Raw genomic sequence first — 16,483 nt, 5'->3', positions numbered from 1 at the left:
GTAACAATTGAACCATTTAAGGTTAGAAATTTTACATCTTCACATTATGGTGATAAAATATTCAAAGATTCATATTAATTTAGTCCTTCGGGGTCGGGTGAAAATCCCAACCGGCGGTGATGAAGAAATTCTAAGCCCGCGAGCCTGTTAAAGGCAGGATTTGGTGAGATTCCAAAGCCGACAGTACAGTCTGGATGGGAGAAGGACGTGTGGAACCCAAGTGTATACGTACGCCTAATTTTTCGAAAATGAAAATATTAGGCTTTTTAAGTATACAATTTTTTTCACTCATTTCTCCTGTTAACTCCTTAGGTCATCCTAAGGGGTTTTTTATATTTTATAAAAGGGGGAAAAACATGTTTACGGGAATCATTGAGGATATCGGTACCGTCCATTCCTTGAAAAAAGGAAAAAGCAGTATGGAGTTATCGATTCGTTCTGAAAAAATCCTTGAAGATGTGCATCTGGGGGATAGTATTTCAGTCAACGGGGTCTGCTTAACGGTAACGTCCTTCACGAAAAGTTTATTTACGGTCGACGTGATGCCGGAAACGGTCAAAGCTTCCTCGATCCGGACGTTAAAATTGGGATCACCTGTTAATCTCGAACGAGCCATGAGTGCACAGGGAAGGTTTGGAGGTCATTTTGTTTCAGGTCATATCGACGGAACCGGAACAATCATAAAAAAAGAACGGAAAGAAAATGCCGTATATTATGTAATCCAATTGGAAGAAGGGCTTAGTACCTTTTGCATTCCAAAAGGTTCCGTGGCCATCGACGGAACGAGCTTGACGATATTTGGGATCGAAAGGAACCTTTTGACAGTATCATTGATTCCATTGACTCATCAGGACACCGTATTGGGACAAAAAGCGGCTGGAGATATCGTTAACATCGAAAACGACATGATAGGGAAATATATAATACATCAAATGAAAAATGGCAATCCAAAACCAGGACTGAATTTAGAGTTTTTGGCAGAGCATGGATTCTAATAAAAGGGCGGTGTAATGATGTTCCATACAATAGAAGAAGCAATAGAAGATTTGAAGGCTGGCAAGGTAGTAATCGTATCCGATGATGAAGACCGTGAAAATGAAGGGGATTTTGTAGTGTTGGCCGAAAAGGCGACACCGGAAGCGATTAATTTCATGGCGACTCATGGACGTGGTTTGATTTGTACAACCATCACTGAACAACTGGCAGCAAAATTGAAACTGCATCCTATGGTAGGAGAAAATACCGATCATCATGGCACTGCTTTTACGGTAAGTGTCGATCATAAAAGCACCTCTACAGGAATCAGTGCTTTTGAACGGTCCTTGACCATCCTTGAGCTTCTTAATGAAGATTCGGTCGCTGAAGATTTCCAAAGGCCTGGTCACACTTTTCCGATAGTCGCTAAAGAAGGCGGCGTATTAAGAAGGGCAGGACATACGGAAGCATCGGTGGACTTGGCGAAGTTATGCGGTGCCGCTCCAGCCGGTGTCATTTGTGAGATCATGAATGAAGATGGATCAATGGCCCGCGTATCTGATTTAGAAGTCATCGCTGATAAATTCAACCTGAAATTCATTACGATAGCCGATTTGATTCGGTATCTTCAACACAATGATAAAATCGGGAAACAGGAACTTGAACTGAACATCCCGAAAGCTTGAAGGATTTTTAAGGAATTAAATCTTAACATGAAAAAAATAATATTGTTTTTAAAAATTAGGAGGAATTGGACATGGGGAAAACTATTGAAGCACAATTAATCGGATCAGGATTGAAAGTCGGAATCGTGGTAGGAAGATTTAATGAGTTTATCACAAGCAAGCTTTTAGGAGGGGCATTGGATGGCCTTAAGCGTCATGGCGTTGATGAGAATGATGTTGACATCGCTTGGGTCCCGGGTGCTTTTGAACTTCCGTTAATTGCTAAGAAACTTGTGAATACAGGTAAATATGATGCGGTAATCGGTCTTGGAACGGTAATCAGGGGTGCTACTTCACATTATGATTATGTCTGCAATGAAGCAGCTAAAGGGATGGCTTCCGTTTCTTTGGAAACAGGTGTACCGGTTATATTCGGTTTGCTGACAACTGAGAATATTGAACAAGCCATTGAACGTGCTGGAACAAAATCAGGTAACAAAGGCTATGAAGCTGCAGTAAGTGCCATTGAAATGGCTAACCTTGGAAAATTGATAGAGCAGTGATTTCACATAAGGAAGCCGCAGGGAATAATATTCCTGCGGCTTTTTTTGATGTGCTGGATCTTGGTCTGATTGAGTCAACTTTTCATAAACCATTCAGCAATTTTTCAAAGTTCGTAAAGTTCCTTGCCATTGATCGATTAGCTAGTGCTGATCTTCGACACCCGCCTCAACCTCTTCAATGGAAATACCTCGATTTCAAAGTAATGGGTTTTCAAAACTTTTTGGTATAAATTATGGAAAATAAAGAATCATTAGGGAATTCCTTTAAAAAAAACCGAACAAAAGCATCACGTAATGGAAGCATAATAAAATATGCGGATATGATTATGCTACAATTGTAAAGATTGCAATTGAAATTCATGTCTTTAGGGAAAAGTAAATTTATTAGTTATTAGGAGGGGTTTGTGTGTACCATCTCTTTACACATAATGATTTAGATGGAGTCGGCTGCGGCATTGTAGCCAAGCTGGCATTCGGAGAAGAAGTAGTGGTTAGTTATAATTCAATTGGCCGCCTTAATCAGAATGTAGGAGCATTTCTTGAGCAGGCCAAGATTGAAGATACATTGATCGTTACTGATCTATCGGTTGATGAAGATAACGAAAAAATGATTACTCAGTTTGTGGAAGATGGAGGCAAGGCGCTGTTGATTGATCATCATAAGTCAGCACTGCATTTGAACGAACATGATTGGGCATCTGTAACTGTCGAACAGGAAGATGGTAAACAGACGGCAGCCACGTCATTATTCTATCAGTATGCAGTTGAAAATAAATTGCTGGAACCTTCAAGCATTGTCGCTGAATTCGTTGAATTGGTCCGTCAATACGATACTTGGGAATGGGAAGTCAATAAAAATACAACGGCAAAGCGATTGAATGACCTGTTTTTCATGATTCCGATAGAGGAATTCGAAATGAAAATCGCAAATAAGCTGTCCACGGCTGAAAGTTTTTCTTTTGACGAAGTGGAGCAAACGCTTCTGAATGTTGAAGAGAGTCGAGTAGATCGGTACATAAACAGGAAAAAAAGAGAAGTTTATCAGGCCACGGTCGGTCCCCATACAGCTGGTGTAGTCCATGCAGAGTCATACCACTCAGAATTGGGTAATGAACTATCGAAAGAGTTCTCGCATCTGGATTATATAGCCATCCTGATGGTAGGAGGTAAAAGAATCAGCTTCCGGACAATCCACGATGATATAGATGTTTCTGAGGTTGCTGGCAAGTATGATGGTGGCGGCCACCAAAAAGCTGCCGGTTGTACGATGTCCGAAAAGGCATATAGCCAATATGTCGAAAAGACCTTCTATTCCGAGCCGCTTAAACGAGATGCACATAAAAATCAATTGAATGTAAAAGAATCCCCAGAGGGTAGCCTATATTCAACGAGAGACAAACAGGACATATTCATCTATGAAGATGAAGAAGAGGAATGGATTGTAGAAATCAACGGAAAACAACAGAAAAAAACATTCGATACTTTTGCAGAAGCGGAAAAATACATTAAGCGGAAATACGCTGCATGGCTGGCCCATGATGAAAGATATGAAGAGTTTGTCAATAAGGGATAAATAGGAAAGCGGCTGTCCGAATGGGACAGCCGCTTTTCAATCTTCATTGTCATTCATTGATTTACCTTTTAAGCGGGACAGGATGAACGATGGTGCGTGACGGTTTTTTTGGAATGGAATTTTGGCGATGAAGAATTGCATTGATCTCTCCGCCGATCACAAAAATCAGACCACTCAAATACAGCCAAAGCATCAAGATGATGACGCCCCCTAAACTGCCGTAAGTAGAAGAGTAGTTGGCAAAGTTACTGACATAGAATGAAAATCCAAGTGATATTCCCAGCCAAAGTACAGTTGCGGTCACTGCCCCAGGGATGACATGTTTAATGGGAAAACTTTTATTCGGTGCAAAGCGATATAAAAAGGCAAGGACAAGTGAGATGACCACAACCGCGATGACCCACCGTAATAAACTGAATAATATTTGCGTTTCTTCAGGGATCGGAATGACTTGCTGTAATAATTCGATGATGACTTTTCCGAAGACGGGGAGACCCAACATGACGATGAATGCTACAACCAGACCTAATGTCAATATAATGGAAATGAAGCGGGCTTTAATGAAATTCCTTGTTTCTTCCACATCATAGGCGATATTCATGGAATGGATGAACGCATTCATTCCGTTGGAAGCGGACCATATGGTTCCAAGGAAACCAAAAGTCAGTAAGCCGCCGTTCCGTTCAGATAATATGTTGATGATATTTTTCTCGATGACTTCCATCGTTTCCGCAGGCATGAAGGTTTTTATCGTGTCAAGTGCTGTCTGAATATCGATATTCAGATAAGGTAATATGGACAGCAGTAAAATGAGCAAAGGGAATAGTGCCAGTAAATAGTAATAAGCTTGTTCTGCTGCCAGCCCGGTCACACGATCTTCCTTTATTTCTTTAATAAGTTTCTTTGAAAATTGGATCGACTTATTCATCTGGGCATCACTCCTGAATAGTTACTTAGGCTATCTGCTTCTATTCCCTCTGTTACTATAAGTTAATCCTCAAAAGAAAAGAAATGGAAACCTCTAATCCGTGCGCTTGTAGAAGTTTGTGACAATGACATAACCTACAGCTACTCCCGTGTGATTGATCCGAACTCCGTAATTACGAAAAACAAATTTGGAGAGAGAGGCAAGTCAATTTTAAATGCTTAAAGTCAATTAATATCCCAAATTCTCGAAAGTTTCTCCATAACTGTGAATAGGTGCTGATGAACTTCAAGGACGGCACCAATACTACTACTAGGTATGATTTTATGCCCACTGTATAACAAGTATAATCATGTAAGTGAGTTATAAAAGGTAAACGGAAAAAAGGCCAGACAGCAATTTCTGGCCTTTTTCTCTATTGGACTTCTTTTTCCTGCTCCTTTTGAACCTTCGGAGGGGTCCATTTGAATACTTTATTTAGGATATTATAGATGTGTTTGGATTCTTTTGTAAGGATCGGCCCAAGAATCGCTAAGGTTAAAACATAAAGTGCCGCAAACGGGGTTAGTATAGGCATTAAACCTCCGGCAATGCCTAAGTTGGCTAAAATGATGGAGAATTCGCCGCGCGAAACGATCGTTAAACCGATGTTTGCGGAAGCTCTGTGAGATAAACCGGATTTGCGTCCGGCAATCATGCCAGCTGCAAAGTTACCGATTATGGTGATGATGACAGCTCCAAGAACCATCCAGACAGCTCCGCCAAGGGTCGTCGGATCGATACTCAAGCCAAAGCTGAAGAAAAATATGGCTCCGAAGAAGTCTCTGAAGGGAATGACAAGTTTCTCAATCCTGTCGCTATGTTCCGTTTCAGAAAAGACCAGGCCGAGCAGTAATGCACCAATGGCTTCCGCAACATGAATCGTTTCCGAGAAACCGGCGATGAAGAATAGTAATGCGAACACGACGATGATAAAAATCTCATCGGAGGTAATATTGAATAATTTGTTAAGGACACCAGATGCTTTCCGGGCGATAACGAAAAATATCAGCATATACCCAATCGCGATAAATGTAGAAAGTAATGTTCCCCAAACGGAACCAGAAGAGCTTAATACCAATCCGGATACGACTGATAAATAAACAGCGAGGAAGATATCTTCAAACATGATAATGCCAAGGATTAGCTCCGTTTCATTGTTCCCGGTCCTTTTAAGGTCCACAAGTACCTTTGCCACAATGGCACTTGAAGAAAAACTGATGATCCCGGTTAATATCAGGACCTCTTTTAACGGAAGACCGAGCAGGAAACCATACAGCAAGGCCATTCCCACGTTGATTAAAATGTAATAGGTTCCGCCTGTCACGATATTTTTCCCTGACTTCATAAGCTTTTTGACGGAAAATTCAAGCCCTAGGTAAAACAGAAGGAATAAAATACCGACACGACCGAGGAATGCTATGATTTCATCACTTTCAATGAAACGCAGGTCAATTAATCCGAAGTGCGGGGCATGGGGACCAACGAGCATCCCGATGATAATTAATAGTGGAACATTTGATATTTTGAATTTACCTGCAACGAGAGCGGCTAATGCCACTAGAAGTAGGGCAGTTCCCACTTCAAAGACTAAATGGTCCATATGAGCTTAGTCACTCCTTTCGTCGGTCAATAATTCTTTTATCAGGTTACGGATATCTTTTCTTTCACCGGATATTACAAGGGTGTCGCCTGTTTCGATGATGGAGTCAGGACCAGGATTATTCAGTTGTTTTTTGCCTTTTTTAGAATGGGCGATGACGGTCACGTTATAATTGCTCCTGATATCAATCGAACCGATCGTTTGATTGATGGCCTTTGAACCGGGTTCGACTTTGAACCATTCTATCACCAAGTCACCCAATGACATTTCAATTGTTTCAAGTGCTTGTGGTTTATAGACCATGCCGCCTATGATGGAAGCCATTTGCCGGGATTCCTGATCATTAAGGGTGATGCTCGATATGACGTCCTCATGTTCATTATCAAAATGGTATAATTCCCGACGGCCATCATCGTGAATGACGATTACTAACTTTTCATCATTTCTCGTTATGATTTCGAATTTTTGGCCAATACCAGGAAGTTCACTTTCTCTAATTTTCACTGGAATTCCTCCTTAAAATGTTGGTTAGAGTTAATAGAAGATAGCAGAATGTTTATAAGTTAACGTCAATATTCGTCTTGAATTTCTTCTCCTTGGATATACCGATGTATTTTAATGTCTCCGATGGACTGGAATGATGGTAATGTTTCTGTATCAAGGCCAGTGACACTCCTTGTTTATAGGCATGGTAGCCAAAAGTTTTACGCATCGAACTTGCTCCGAATTTGCCTGTCAGCCCTGCACCTTCCACAGCATCATGAATGATTCGGTGCGCCTGTTGACGTGTAATCGGCTTTTTTGTCTTAGGGGAAAGAAATAAAAATTGACCTTCGATAACCTTCGAGCCTTTAAGGTATTCTTGTAAGGCGGTACGGACTTTCAGGTTCAAATAAATTTGGTTGACTTCGTCATTTTCCGTCCGTTGCTCATAGAACTCCTTGATTTTACCCGTTTCATCCAGAACGCTGGCGACGGTGATTTCGAGCATTTCATTTATCTTCATACCTGTATTGATGCCGAGTACAAATAATAAATAATCTCGACTGGAGTGAGCGCGTAAGTAGGTTTTCATTTTGCTGATTTGATTGATATCCTTAAAGGCTTCTACATATTCCATAGATCTTCTCCTCTTGCTAATGTAACATAATTACATTGTAACACATATTATGTAACATTGCATGCATTTAGTCCGACAGGTGATTCCTATCCAAACAGAAATGCATGCTTTCGAACGTAAAAAAAACTATTCCTTATTCTCTACTTAAACGAGGTAAAATATTTCAGGGAAGTTATTTAATGTGGAGATTGCTGTTTGCATCATGGGGGGACATCAGCCTGGAATGATAAAAAAAGAAACCCCAAGTTGGGGTTTCCTATCTTTTTAGTACACGGCTTTTTGTAATTTGTGAATGACCTCAAGTGAAAGCCCGGTTCCGATGGCAACTGATTCAAGCGGGTTATCCGCAAGTTGGACAGGGACGACGATTTCATTCGTTAGCCATTCCTGTACCCCGTTGAGAAGTGCACCCCCGCCGGATAAGATGACTCCTTGATCGACGATATCCCCGCTCAATTCAGGAGGACAATCTTCCAAAGTGGCCCTTATTGCTTCCAGTATATGAAGAAGCGATTCCTGGATGGCTTCCTGGATATCAGTGGATGATATTGTAATCGGTTTTGGAAGACCCGTTACAAGATCGCGGCCCCTGACTTCCATGGTAATCACGGAATGTTCAACGAGTGCGTAGCCGATTTCTTTTTTTATTTCCTCGGCTGTTCTTTCCCCAATCAGCACATTATGTTTTTTCCTGACATATTGGCTGATATCTTCATCCAATTGATCTCCGCCAATTCTGATTGAATTGCAAGAAACGACGCCGCCATAAGAAATGATAGCGACCTCAGTCGTTCCGCCGCCGATATCAACGATGACATTGGCAACGGGCTCTTCGACAGGCAGGCCCGCACCTATTGCTGCTGCTACCGGTTCCTCGATAAGGTGGACCTGTTTCGCTCCGCAGCTTTTGACTGCATCCTGAATGGCCCTTCTCTCAACTGAAGTGGAACCTGATGGTGTACAGACCACTACACTAGGTTTGCGAATCGATAAACCTAGAGCCTTACTAGCTTTTTTCATGATTTCCCTAAGCATTTGCGCGGTCACATCAAAATCCGCAATGACACCATCCTTAAGCGGACGGATTGCCACGATATTTCCAGGTGTTTTCCCGATCATGTTTTTTGCATCAACACCGACTGCCAATACTTTATTAGTCTCTATATCAATGGCCACCACAGATGGCTCATTAAATACGATTCCTTTATTTTTACTGTAAACTAGCGTATTTGCAGTTCCTAAGTCAATGCCTATTTCTGTATTTGATAACATCTAGTCACCCCTCCATAAGAGTTTGACCCCCTATATATATCATTCTACCTTTTCTTGCGAGTTTGTGGGGGTGGGAAATCTAGTAAATGGTGGAAGTGCCATGCTGTTTCTTTTCATGGAGCGAAAACATGATGAAATATAAAAGTGCATTGACGATGGCGAGCGCGCCAAGAACGGCAAATGTCCCAATTGTAACCAATCCACTGACATCGGAATGGCTGATGGGGCCAACATTCTGCCTATTGTAAAACGTAAGCTGGAGGCTGCAAATATATCATCTCATATGAGCCGGTTTAGTATATATCACTACTGCGCTACTCGCTTCAGTCGAAAACAAGCGTGGATGACAGCTTTGAACCGACATATTTTATGTTAAGATATAGATGGAAAACCGCTTAGATAAAGAAGGTAATTTTTTTGAATGCAAATTTAATCGAGAGTAAGAGTTTTAAAGTCATTTTTACAGCTTTTTTGGCATTCCTGGGTGGTTATGCGTTTGATAGCCTAGGAATATACCTGCCATGGATGCTTGGACCATTATTCGTCGTGATGATTGCGAAAGTGAAGTTAAGGAAGTACTTGTTTTGGTCTAAAACATTTAGAAGTACTGGATTGGTCATTCTAGGTTTACAACTGGGCAGTTCATTCACGAAACAATCGTTAAATGAGATGATTGAATATCTGCCCGTTATGCTTTTTACGACAATCGCAATCATTTCATTTACAGTGTTGACTGGCTGGTTTGTCGGAAAACGAATGAACTTATCCTTGGGAACATCCATGCTGGGCAGTTTTCCGGGAGGTCTTTCCCAGATGGTGGTCTTAAGTGAGGAAATGAAGGATAGTGATGAAACGGTTGTAGGTTTCATGCAAACACTGCGGGTCATCCTGGTGATTTCCATTGTTCCTTGGATTGTGACTCATGTAATGTCAGTTGAATCAGGTGCGATAATGGCCGTAACGGAGCGGCCGTTTTTCTTATTTGAATATGATGGGAAATTAGCCATCATGATGTTGCTAACCTTGCTTTTATCCATCTTCATCACAAAGAAAGCCAATTTTCCGCTGCCTTTTTTGCTAGGACCTCTCATGGCCGCAGCACTATTCAATTTAGCAGGCCCAGGTGCCCCGCAGATTCCTGACTTTTGGTTGAACTTGTCGCAATTGTTGATCGGCGCACATTTAGGCTACACACTGAAAATTGATAATCCACGACTTTTCAGAAAGATGTTCGGGGCCGTATTCGTCAGTAATGTCCTATTGATTGGATTTTGCTATTATCTTTCCATTCAGTTTGCCCCGATCCTATCTTTACAGGCGAACGAACTATTTTTGAGCATGGCGCCAGGCGGCGTCGCCGAAATGGCAGTCACAGCCATGTCTGTGCATGTAGATTTATCCGTTGTCACAAGCTTTCATTTATTCAGGATCTTATTCATTTTATTTTTTCTTTCACCAATCATAAAATGGCTGGCCGGAAGAAGCCCCGGGAAACAAGAACAGGGACAAAGCTGACAGGCTTTGTCCTTTTGGCGTTTTACGGAATTCACGAGTAAATGAGCAAAATTCACGAGTAAATGAGCAAAATTCACGAGTAAAAGTTTAAAACTCACGAGTAAAAGTGCAAAACTCACGAGTAAACCCCAAAAACTCACGAGTAAATGCGGCATATTCCAGACGTTATGAGAAAAGTACGAACGGAACAGGCTGATAATTCCATTTTCGAAATGATAAAGTGCCAGAACCATTGAAATGCTGTTGATTAAGCTCATGTAGGCAATAAAGTTGGTGGATTTTGTGATGATTTAATGAAAATTGAAATCGAATAGTAAAATAATCCTCACTTTTTTTGAACTTCATCCGATATAAGGAGGAGACGAGACTTTAAATGAATGGGTGAGTATTATGGATATAACATCAGTTTTGGGCGTAGTTCTGGGTATTGTGGCCATCTTAGTCGGAATGGTGTTGAAAGGTGTTAGTGTAACGGCGCTGATTAACCCGGCGGCTATTTTGATCATCATTGTAGGGACGATAGCTGCTGTCGTAACGGCTTTCCCTTTGTCGGAATTAAAAAGACTACCAAAAATATTCAAGATTTTATTCTTTGAACAAAAATTGACAAGGCCGGAAGATTTAATAAAAACCTTTTCGGAATGGGCCGTCATTGCCAGGAAAGAAGGCTTATTAGCATTGGAAAGCATTTCGGATCAAGTGGATAATACCTTTTTGAAAAATGGCTTGAATCTTGCAGTCGAAGGTCAGAGTGCCGATTATATCCGTGATATTTTAGCAGAGGAAATAGACGCGATGGAAGAACGTCATCTAAGCGCGGCAGCGATTTTCAGTCAAGCCGGTACATACGCACCGACGCTTGGCGTACTGGGTGCGGTAATCGGGCTGATTGCTGCATTGGGTAATATGGCTGACACGGAGGCATTGGGACATGCCATATCTGCCGCGTTCGTCGCGACCTTGATGGGGATTTACACGGGGTATGTGCTATGGCATCCATTTGCCAATAAGCTCAAACGGAAATCGCAGCAGGAAGTCAGAATCAAAGAAATGATGATAGAAGGTATTTTATCGATCATCGAAGGGGAAGCTCCGAGAACGATTGAACAGAAATTAACATCATATTTGCCTGCTGGAGATCGTAAAAAGTGGTTGGAAGGCGATGTGAGAGAAGATGGCTAGGCGGAAAAAGAAACAAAGGCATGAAGAGCATATCGATGAATCATGGCTGGTTCCCTATGCCGATATCTTAACATTGCTTCTCGCGCTTTTTATCGTCTTGTTCGCTTCAAGTTCGGTTGATGCAGTAAGGTTCCAGCAGTTGTCCAATGTATTTAATCAGGTTTTTACAAGCGGAACGGGTTTTATGGATTATCCAAGTGATTCCCCCAGCAATGAGCCGACGTCACCAGAACAAAAAACAGGTGCAGAAGATCTTGAAAAGCTAGGGAAAAACGAGCAGGAAGAACTTACGGAAGTTCAGGAGCGTGTTGATGCCTACATCGAAAAGAATGATTTAACGGATAAATTGGGAACGAACCTTACGGATGAAGGCATGTTGATTTCAATTAGGGAAAACGTGCTGTTCGAATCGGGTGTGGCCGAGGTGAGAAGTGAAAACCGTAAAATCGCTAAAGAAATCTCGGATTTATTGGTCATGGACTTACCTAGAAATATTATCGTAAGTGGACATACTGATAATATTCCTATTAAAAATTACCAGTATGGATCCAATTGGGACCTGAGCGTGATGCGTTCCGTGAATTTTATGAAACTTCTCCTCGAAAATAAGGATTTGGATCCCGAAATGTTCAGTGCTAAAGGACATGGGGAATTCAAGCCGGTTGCTTCCAATGAAACGAAAAAAGGAAGGGCGAAAAACAGGAGAGTTGAAATCCTAATTGTTCCACGGACAGCGATAAATGAGTGAAAACCTGTCAGGAATGGACGGGTTTTTCTTTTTGAAGGAGAATATATGGAAAGAGAATACACAAATGTGATGGAAGAAATCGTAGTGACATGGGTGCAGGTTTTAATGTCAGGTATGGAATACCAAACATTTTGTTCGTGCAGGAAATGTAAAAATGACATCATCACATTATCATTGAATAACCTGCCTAATTACTATGTAACCACGGAAGAAGGGCGGAAAAGGATATTTGGAAATTTGAATACAAAAGAAAACAGGAAATGGATCAATAAAAGAATCATCAATGCGATACACGTTGTTGGCTTGTATCCTAAACATTGATTTGCATTGGGTAAAGGAAAAAGTGGACAGCCGGAAACTTAGGGATTTACTCATAAACAAAAGGGACAACTATTAATTATGTGTTTTATTTATAGTGGCAGAGGGAACATAAATAAAGTGCAAATAGGTTCATTCAATCAAAAACTGAGGAGATGAATTATTATGGGTAAAAATATCGCATGTGTAGTAACGAATATGTTTGAGGATTCGGAGTATAGTGAACCGGCAAAAGCATTCGAAGAAGCCGGCCATAAGGTAACGACGATTGAAATGGTGAAAGGGAAAACTGTTAAAGGGAAACAAGGGGAGGTAGAAGTCGAGATTGATGAAAGCATCGACTCGGTGAAACCAGAAAGTTTCGATGCATTATTCATCCCCGGTGGGTTCTCGCCTGATCAACTGCGTGCTGACGAACGTTTCGTATCTTTCGCAAAATCGTTCATGGATGATAAAAAACCTGTATTTGCGATCTGTCATGGACCGCAGTTGCTGATTACGGCCAAAACACTTGAAGGACGCCACGCAACAGGTTATACATCCATTAAAGTCGATATGGAGTATGCAGGTGCCACATATTTGGACAAAGAGGTTGTGGTTTGCGGCAACCAGCTTGTAACCAGCAGGACACCTGAGGATCTTCCGGCATTTAACCGGGAATCGCTCAATCTATTGGAATAATGAAAAATCCCGGCAGCTGCCGGGATTTTTCATTTTAAAGGATTCATATACTTCAATCTTTGCAGTAAAATAAAAGGAGAGACGAATAAAAAAGGAAGTGTCACGATTGATCGTATTAAAATCTGCACGTGAAATTCAAGCGATGCATGAATCGGGTAAAATTTTGGCAGCTTGTCATAGGGAGATTGCAAAGTTGATTGTTCCTGGTGTGACAACATGGGAAATAGAGGAATTTGTTGAAGGATTCTTAAAAAAACATGGTGCGAAGCCGGAACAAAAGGGTTACAAAGGGTATGAATATGCGACATGTGCCAGCATAAATGAAGAAATCTGTCATGGTTTCCCTCGTAAGACCCCTTTGAAAAATGGAGATATCGTAACGATTGATATGGTCGTCAATTATAATGGGGCCCTTGCTGACTCTGCTTGGACGTATACGGTCGGTAAGGTTTCAAAGGAAACCGAACATTTAGTGAAAGTGACGAAGGAATCTTTATATAAGGCGATTGAAGTATGTGTGGAAGGCAATCGGATTGGAGATATAGGTCATGCCATACAAACATATGTCGAAGCGGAAGGCTTCTCTGTCGTTCGTGATTTCATCGGACACGGGATAGGGAATGTCATTCATGAAGAGCCGCAAGTTCCGCATTATGGACTGCCGAATAAAGGTCCGCGTCTTAAGGAAGGAATGGTATTCACCATCGAGCCAATGGTAAACGTAGGTACATATAAAGCGAGCCGCGATCCGAATGGATGGACGGCAGCCACTGCAGATGGGAAATACTCGGCTCAATATGAGCATACGATTGCCATAACGAAAAACGGCCCGCTTATTCTAACCGAACAATGAACTTAAAAAAAACAGCATCGATTATGATGCTGTTTTTCATTTTAATCGATTGGACGTTCCAATGAATACAAATCTTCTTCGATATTTCCTAATCTGTCCTCAATGACTTTTTTAGCATCTTTGATACCTTCATTGTAAATAAAGGGAGCGATATTTTCGAAAATGAACTGCAAGTGATTTTCAGCAGCGATTTCACCGATTTCCTTCCCATGTTCCTGATACACATAATCTTGGATACTTTCGATCATCTTGCGGCGTTTTTCCATGGGGAATTGAATGAACATTGTCCGCCTCCTCCTTCATATTTGTTCTAAAAACCATGTAATGAATTCATCCGAATCCAAAGGGAAGACTGGTACTGAAGCATGATTCCTGGTTTGTTCCAGACATTCGGGCCAAGCCACTGCCGCATTGACATTGGTAAGCCGTTCCAATAACAGGAGGTCACTTACTTCCTTGATTAAAATGATCTTAGGAAAGTCCTCTTGCTTATAACCTTCAATTAAGATCACATCAGGGAGAAATAGACACAGTAATTGAATTAGCTCAGTGATAGGGGCTCTCCCCTTGAAATTGCCGAGCAGCTCGATTGTTCCATCTCCTTCAACAAGTGAAGCGGCCGCCCCAGCAAGAAAGTGTTTATTGGAATCCTTCGTGCCTGTAACATCCGGTTTTCCGCCATGTCCATGATGTTTTAAAACGGCTGTCTCCAATTTGGCTTCGCCAAGCTTTTTGATTAAATTCGTTATGAAGGTCGTTTTTCCTCTATTTTGGTAGCCAACCACCTGAAAAATAAAGGGCTTCACCAAGGCCATTTGCATCCTTCCTGGTCATCGAGGAGCAGGATGTCCACGAAATCCCCCGTTTGGAAACCACGTGTCCCTCCAGGTAAGACGGTCAGTGAATTGGCACCTGCCAAACTTGTTGTAATATTGGATTTATCCACACCGCTTGGAATTACCTTCAACTGGCCGGATTCGTAAAATAATCGGGTACGAAGCAGCCGTGAGAATGGATTGGGTTTTAAGAAGTCCTCTGCCAATTGGGCCGTCTCTTTTCTTAAATGCGGATGTTCCGAAAACAGCATGGTGCGGATGATCGGTCTTGCAAATAGTTCAAAGCCGACATAACTGGCGGATGGATTGCCGGATAAACCGAATAAAAATTTGTCATTATATACCGCTACGGTCGTAACGCTGCCGGGGCGCATGGCCACTTTGTTGAATAAGACATCAGCGCCAATCTTTTGATAAATATCCGGGAGAAGGTCAAAATCACCGACAGAAACTCCTCCTGTTGTAATGAGCAGATCCACTTCCTCCAAGGCAGTCGAAATGGCATCGTAGCTTAATTCGAATTCGTCCTTAAGCTTTCCATAAAAACGGACTTCTCCCCCGGCCCTCCGAATTTGGGCGGAGATGGCATGTGAATTGCTGTTGCGTATTTTCCCGGGCTGCAACGGTTCATTAACATCAAGCAGTTCCGATCCCGTAGCGAATAATCCGACGACAGGCTTCTTGGCAACTGGCACTTCGGCATAACCGAATGTTGCCAGCAAGCCGATGATCCCTGGATTAATCGCTGTTCCTTTTTTTACAAGAACATCTCCTTTCTTTGCATCCTCGCCTTGAAAAGAAACGTTTTCGCCTTCCTTAAGTGAGCGTTTAAATGATATGTACTTCTTTCCGTCCTTTTCGAATTCCTTCGTAAGTTCGAGCATGATTACGGCATCACACTCAGCTGGCATCTGAGCTCCAGTCATGATTCTAGCCACTTGATTTTTTTGTACAGGAATAGTCGACACCATACCCGCAGCCAACTCTTCCACCACCTCGAACTCGAGAGGGTTATTTATGGAACCTTCAGAAGTATCCTTGGACCTGAGGGCGAATCCATCATATGGGGAGCGGTTAAAATGCGGAACATCATTTGTAGCTACAATATCTTGAGCCAAAAAACGGTCTTGGCTGTCCTCGAGAGGAATCAGTTCCACTTGTCCTATTAATTTATGCTTCATCACTTTTTCCACTGCTTCTGCAATGCTGATGGGCGTTCTTCTTTCTACCATGCTTACAACTCCTGTCCGTTTTCAAATTTCTATATCAAATGTAGCAGAATTTTTTTTAAAATGAAAAAAATCCTCACCGGTATGGGAGGATTTGAATATTACTTATTACGCAGTCTTCCAAGTTCTTCAGCGATCGCTTCCATTTCACGGACACTGAAATTCGTTTTTTTCATCACCATTGTATAAATATCGTGCAGCTCTTCGTACATTTCGATATCAAAATGAGTTGATTTGATTGCTCCGAAGTTCATCACCTTTAATTTATCCTTGATTGCTTCGATCATAAACTCGACACTTTCGGCTGTGTTTTGCGTTAAATCCATTTTCCTTCATCCTTTCATACGTTCCTAAATTATTTTCATCTTTGCATGATTACCGCTGGA

General features: G+C 41.7%; 18 protein-coding genes, 1 pseudogene and 1 riboswitch. Of the genes and pseudogenes, 10 read left to right on the top strand and 9 right to left on the bottom strand.

Annotated elements, in window-relative coordinates:
* Positions 1-79 precede the first annotated feature (79 nt).
* A riboswitch (FMN riboswitch) is annotated at positions 80-210 on the top strand.
* A gap of 146 nt (positions 211-356) precedes the next feature.
* The 4 genes and pseudogenes from ribE (at position 357) to ACIQ0C_RS10965 (ending at position 3,776) form a co-directional block, all read left to right on the top strand.
* A complete protein-coding gene (gene ribE, locus ACIQ0C_RS10980; RefSeq protein ID WP_402838750.1) occupies positions 357-995 on the top strand; it encodes a riboflavin synthase in 639 nt (212 codons plus the stop codon).
* A gap of 18 nt (positions 996-1,013) precedes the next feature.
* Positions 1,014-1,652 (top strand): annotated as a pseudogene (ribB, locus tag ACIQ0C_RS10975) (3,4-dihydroxy-2-butanone-4-phosphate synthase); the annotation flags it as partial.
* Positions 1,653-1,732: 80 nt separating this feature from the next.
* Positions 1,733-2,203: a 6,7-dimethyl-8-ribityllumazine synthase gene (gene ribH, locus ACIQ0C_RS10970; RefSeq protein ID WP_048685088.1), complete on the top strand. Its 471-nt coding sequence runs from the start codon at positions 1,733-1,735 to the stop codon at positions 2,201-2,203.
* 406 nt (positions 2,204-2,609) lie between these two features.
* Entirely contained in the window at positions 2,610-3,776 is a 1,167-nt protein-coding gene (locus ACIQ0C_RS10965; protein ID WP_403059711.1) for a DHH family phosphoesterase, read from the top strand.
* A gap of 61 nt (positions 3,777-3,837) precedes the next feature.
* On the opposite strand, the gene ACIQ0C_RS10960 is transcribed toward ACIQ0C_RS10965, so the two are convergent.
* The 5 genes from ACIQ0C_RS10960 to mreBH all read right to left on the bottom strand — a co-directional run bounded on the left by ACIQ0C_RS10960 (position 3,838) and on the right by mreBH (position 8,735).
* Positions 3,838-4,704, bottom strand: coding sequence for a YihY/virulence factor BrkB family protein (locus ACIQ0C_RS10960; protein ID WP_402838753.1), 867 nt, complete (start codon positions 4,702-4,704; stop codon positions 3,838-3,840).
* Between the two features lie 412 nt (positions 4,705-5,116).
* Positions 5,117-6,343 (bottom strand): cation:proton antiporter, encoded by a 1,227-nt coding sequence (locus tag ACIQ0C_RS10955; protein WP_402838755.1) that lies wholly within the window; start codon positions 6,341-6,343, stop codon positions 5,117-5,119.
* Positions 6,344-6,349: 6 nt separating this feature from the next.
* Complete coding sequence (locus ACIQ0C_RS10950) at positions 6,350-6,847, bottom strand: cation:proton antiporter regulatory subunit (RefSeq protein ID WP_403059708.1); 498 nt, start codon at positions 6,845-6,847, stop codon at positions 6,350-6,352.
* Between the two features lie 52 nt (positions 6,848-6,899).
* Entirely contained in the window at positions 6,900-7,463 is a 564-nt protein-coding gene (locus ACIQ0C_RS10945) for a tyrosine-type recombinase/integrase (protein ID WP_402838758.1), read from the bottom strand.
* 264 nt (positions 7,464-7,727) lie between these two features.
* On the bottom strand, positions 7,728-8,735 hold the full coding sequence (gene mreBH / locus ACIQ0C_RS10940) for a rod-share determining protein MreBH (RefSeq protein WP_402838760.1): 1,008 nt from the start codon (positions 8,733-8,735) through the stop codon (positions 7,728-7,730).
* A 417-nt stretch (positions 8,736-9,152) separates the two neighbouring features.
* On the opposite strand from mreBH, the gene ACIQ0C_RS10935 reads away from it, so the two are divergent.
* The 6 genes from ACIQ0C_RS10935 to map all read left to right on the top strand — a co-directional run bounded on the left by ACIQ0C_RS10935 (position 9,153) and on the right by map (position 14,032).
* Positions 9,153-10,250, top strand: a complete 1,098-nt coding sequence (locus ACIQ0C_RS10935) for an AbrB family transcriptional regulator (protein WP_403059705.1) — start codon at positions 9,153-9,155, stop codon at positions 10,248-10,250.
* Between the two features lie 390 nt (positions 10,251-10,640).
* Positions 10,641-11,432 carry a flagellar motor stator protein MotA gene (gene motA, locus ACIQ0C_RS10930; protein ID WP_402838765.1) on the top strand — a complete coding sequence of 264 codons (792 nt, stop codon included), beginning with the start codon at positions 10,641-10,643 and terminating at the stop codon, positions 11,430-11,432.
* Positions 11,425-12,180, top strand: a complete 756-nt coding sequence (motB, locus tag ACIQ0C_RS10925; protein WP_403059702.1) for a flagellar motor protein MotB — start codon at positions 11,425-11,427, stop codon at positions 12,178-12,180. The genes motA and motB overlap by 8 nt, the downstream gene beginning before the upstream one ends.
* A 45-nt stretch (positions 12,181-12,225) precedes the next feature.
* Positions 12,226-12,501, top strand: a complete 276-nt coding sequence (locus ACIQ0C_RS10920; RefSeq protein ID WP_403059699.1) for a late competence development ComFB family protein — start codon at positions 12,226-12,228, stop codon at positions 12,499-12,501.
* A gap of 162 nt (positions 12,502-12,663) precedes the next feature.
* A complete protein-coding gene (locus tag ACIQ0C_RS10915) occupies positions 12,664-13,179 on the top strand; it encodes a type 1 glutamine amidotransferase domain-containing protein (protein WP_403059696.1) in 516 nt (171 codons plus the stop codon).
* 106 nt (positions 13,180-13,285) lie between these two features.
* Complete coding sequence (map, locus tag ACIQ0C_RS10910) at positions 13,286-14,032, top strand: type I methionyl aminopeptidase (RefSeq protein WP_403059693.1); 747 nt, start codon at positions 13,286-13,288, stop codon at positions 14,030-14,032.
* 41 nt (positions 14,033-14,073) lie between these two features.
* On the opposite strand, the gene ACIQ0C_RS10905 is transcribed toward map, so the two are convergent.
* The 4 genes from ACIQ0C_RS10905 to ACIQ0C_RS10890 all read right to left on the bottom strand — a co-directional run bounded on the left by ACIQ0C_RS10905 (position 14,074) and on the right by ACIQ0C_RS10890 (position 16,423).
* Positions 14,074-14,316, bottom strand: coding sequence for a DUF2164 domain-containing protein (locus tag ACIQ0C_RS10905; protein WP_403059690.1), 243 nt, complete (start codon positions 14,314-14,316; stop codon positions 14,074-14,076).
* Positions 14,317-14,331: 15 nt separating this feature from the next.
* Positions 14,332-14,847, bottom strand: coding sequence for a molybdopterin-guanine dinucleotide biosynthesis protein B (gene mobB / locus ACIQ0C_RS10900; protein ID WP_402838777.1), 516 nt, complete (start codon positions 14,845-14,847; stop codon positions 14,332-14,334).
* A complete protein-coding gene (locus tag ACIQ0C_RS10895; RefSeq protein ID WP_402838778.1) occupies positions 14,835-16,100 on the bottom strand; it encodes a molybdopterin molybdotransferase MoeA in 1,266 nt (421 codons plus the stop codon). Before ACIQ0C_RS10895 ends, mobB begins: the two co-directional genes overlap by 13 nt.
* A 98-nt stretch (positions 16,101-16,198) precedes the next feature.
* Positions 16,199-16,423: a DUF1128 domain-containing protein gene (locus tag ACIQ0C_RS10890; protein WP_034305672.1), complete on the bottom strand. Its 225-nt coding sequence runs from the start codon at positions 16,421-16,423 to the stop codon at positions 16,199-16,201.
* Positions 16,424-16,483 lie beyond the last annotated feature (60 nt).

Origin of the sequence: Peribacillus sp. NPDC096448 (assembly GCF_044762675.1) — a bacterium.
Taxonomy (GTDB): Bacteria; Bacillota; Bacilli; order Bacillales; family DSM-1321; genus Peribacillus; species Peribacillus frigoritolerans_B.
Note: the sequence above shows the minus strand (reverse complement) of the source record. Positions and strands in the feature narration are given on the sequence as shown.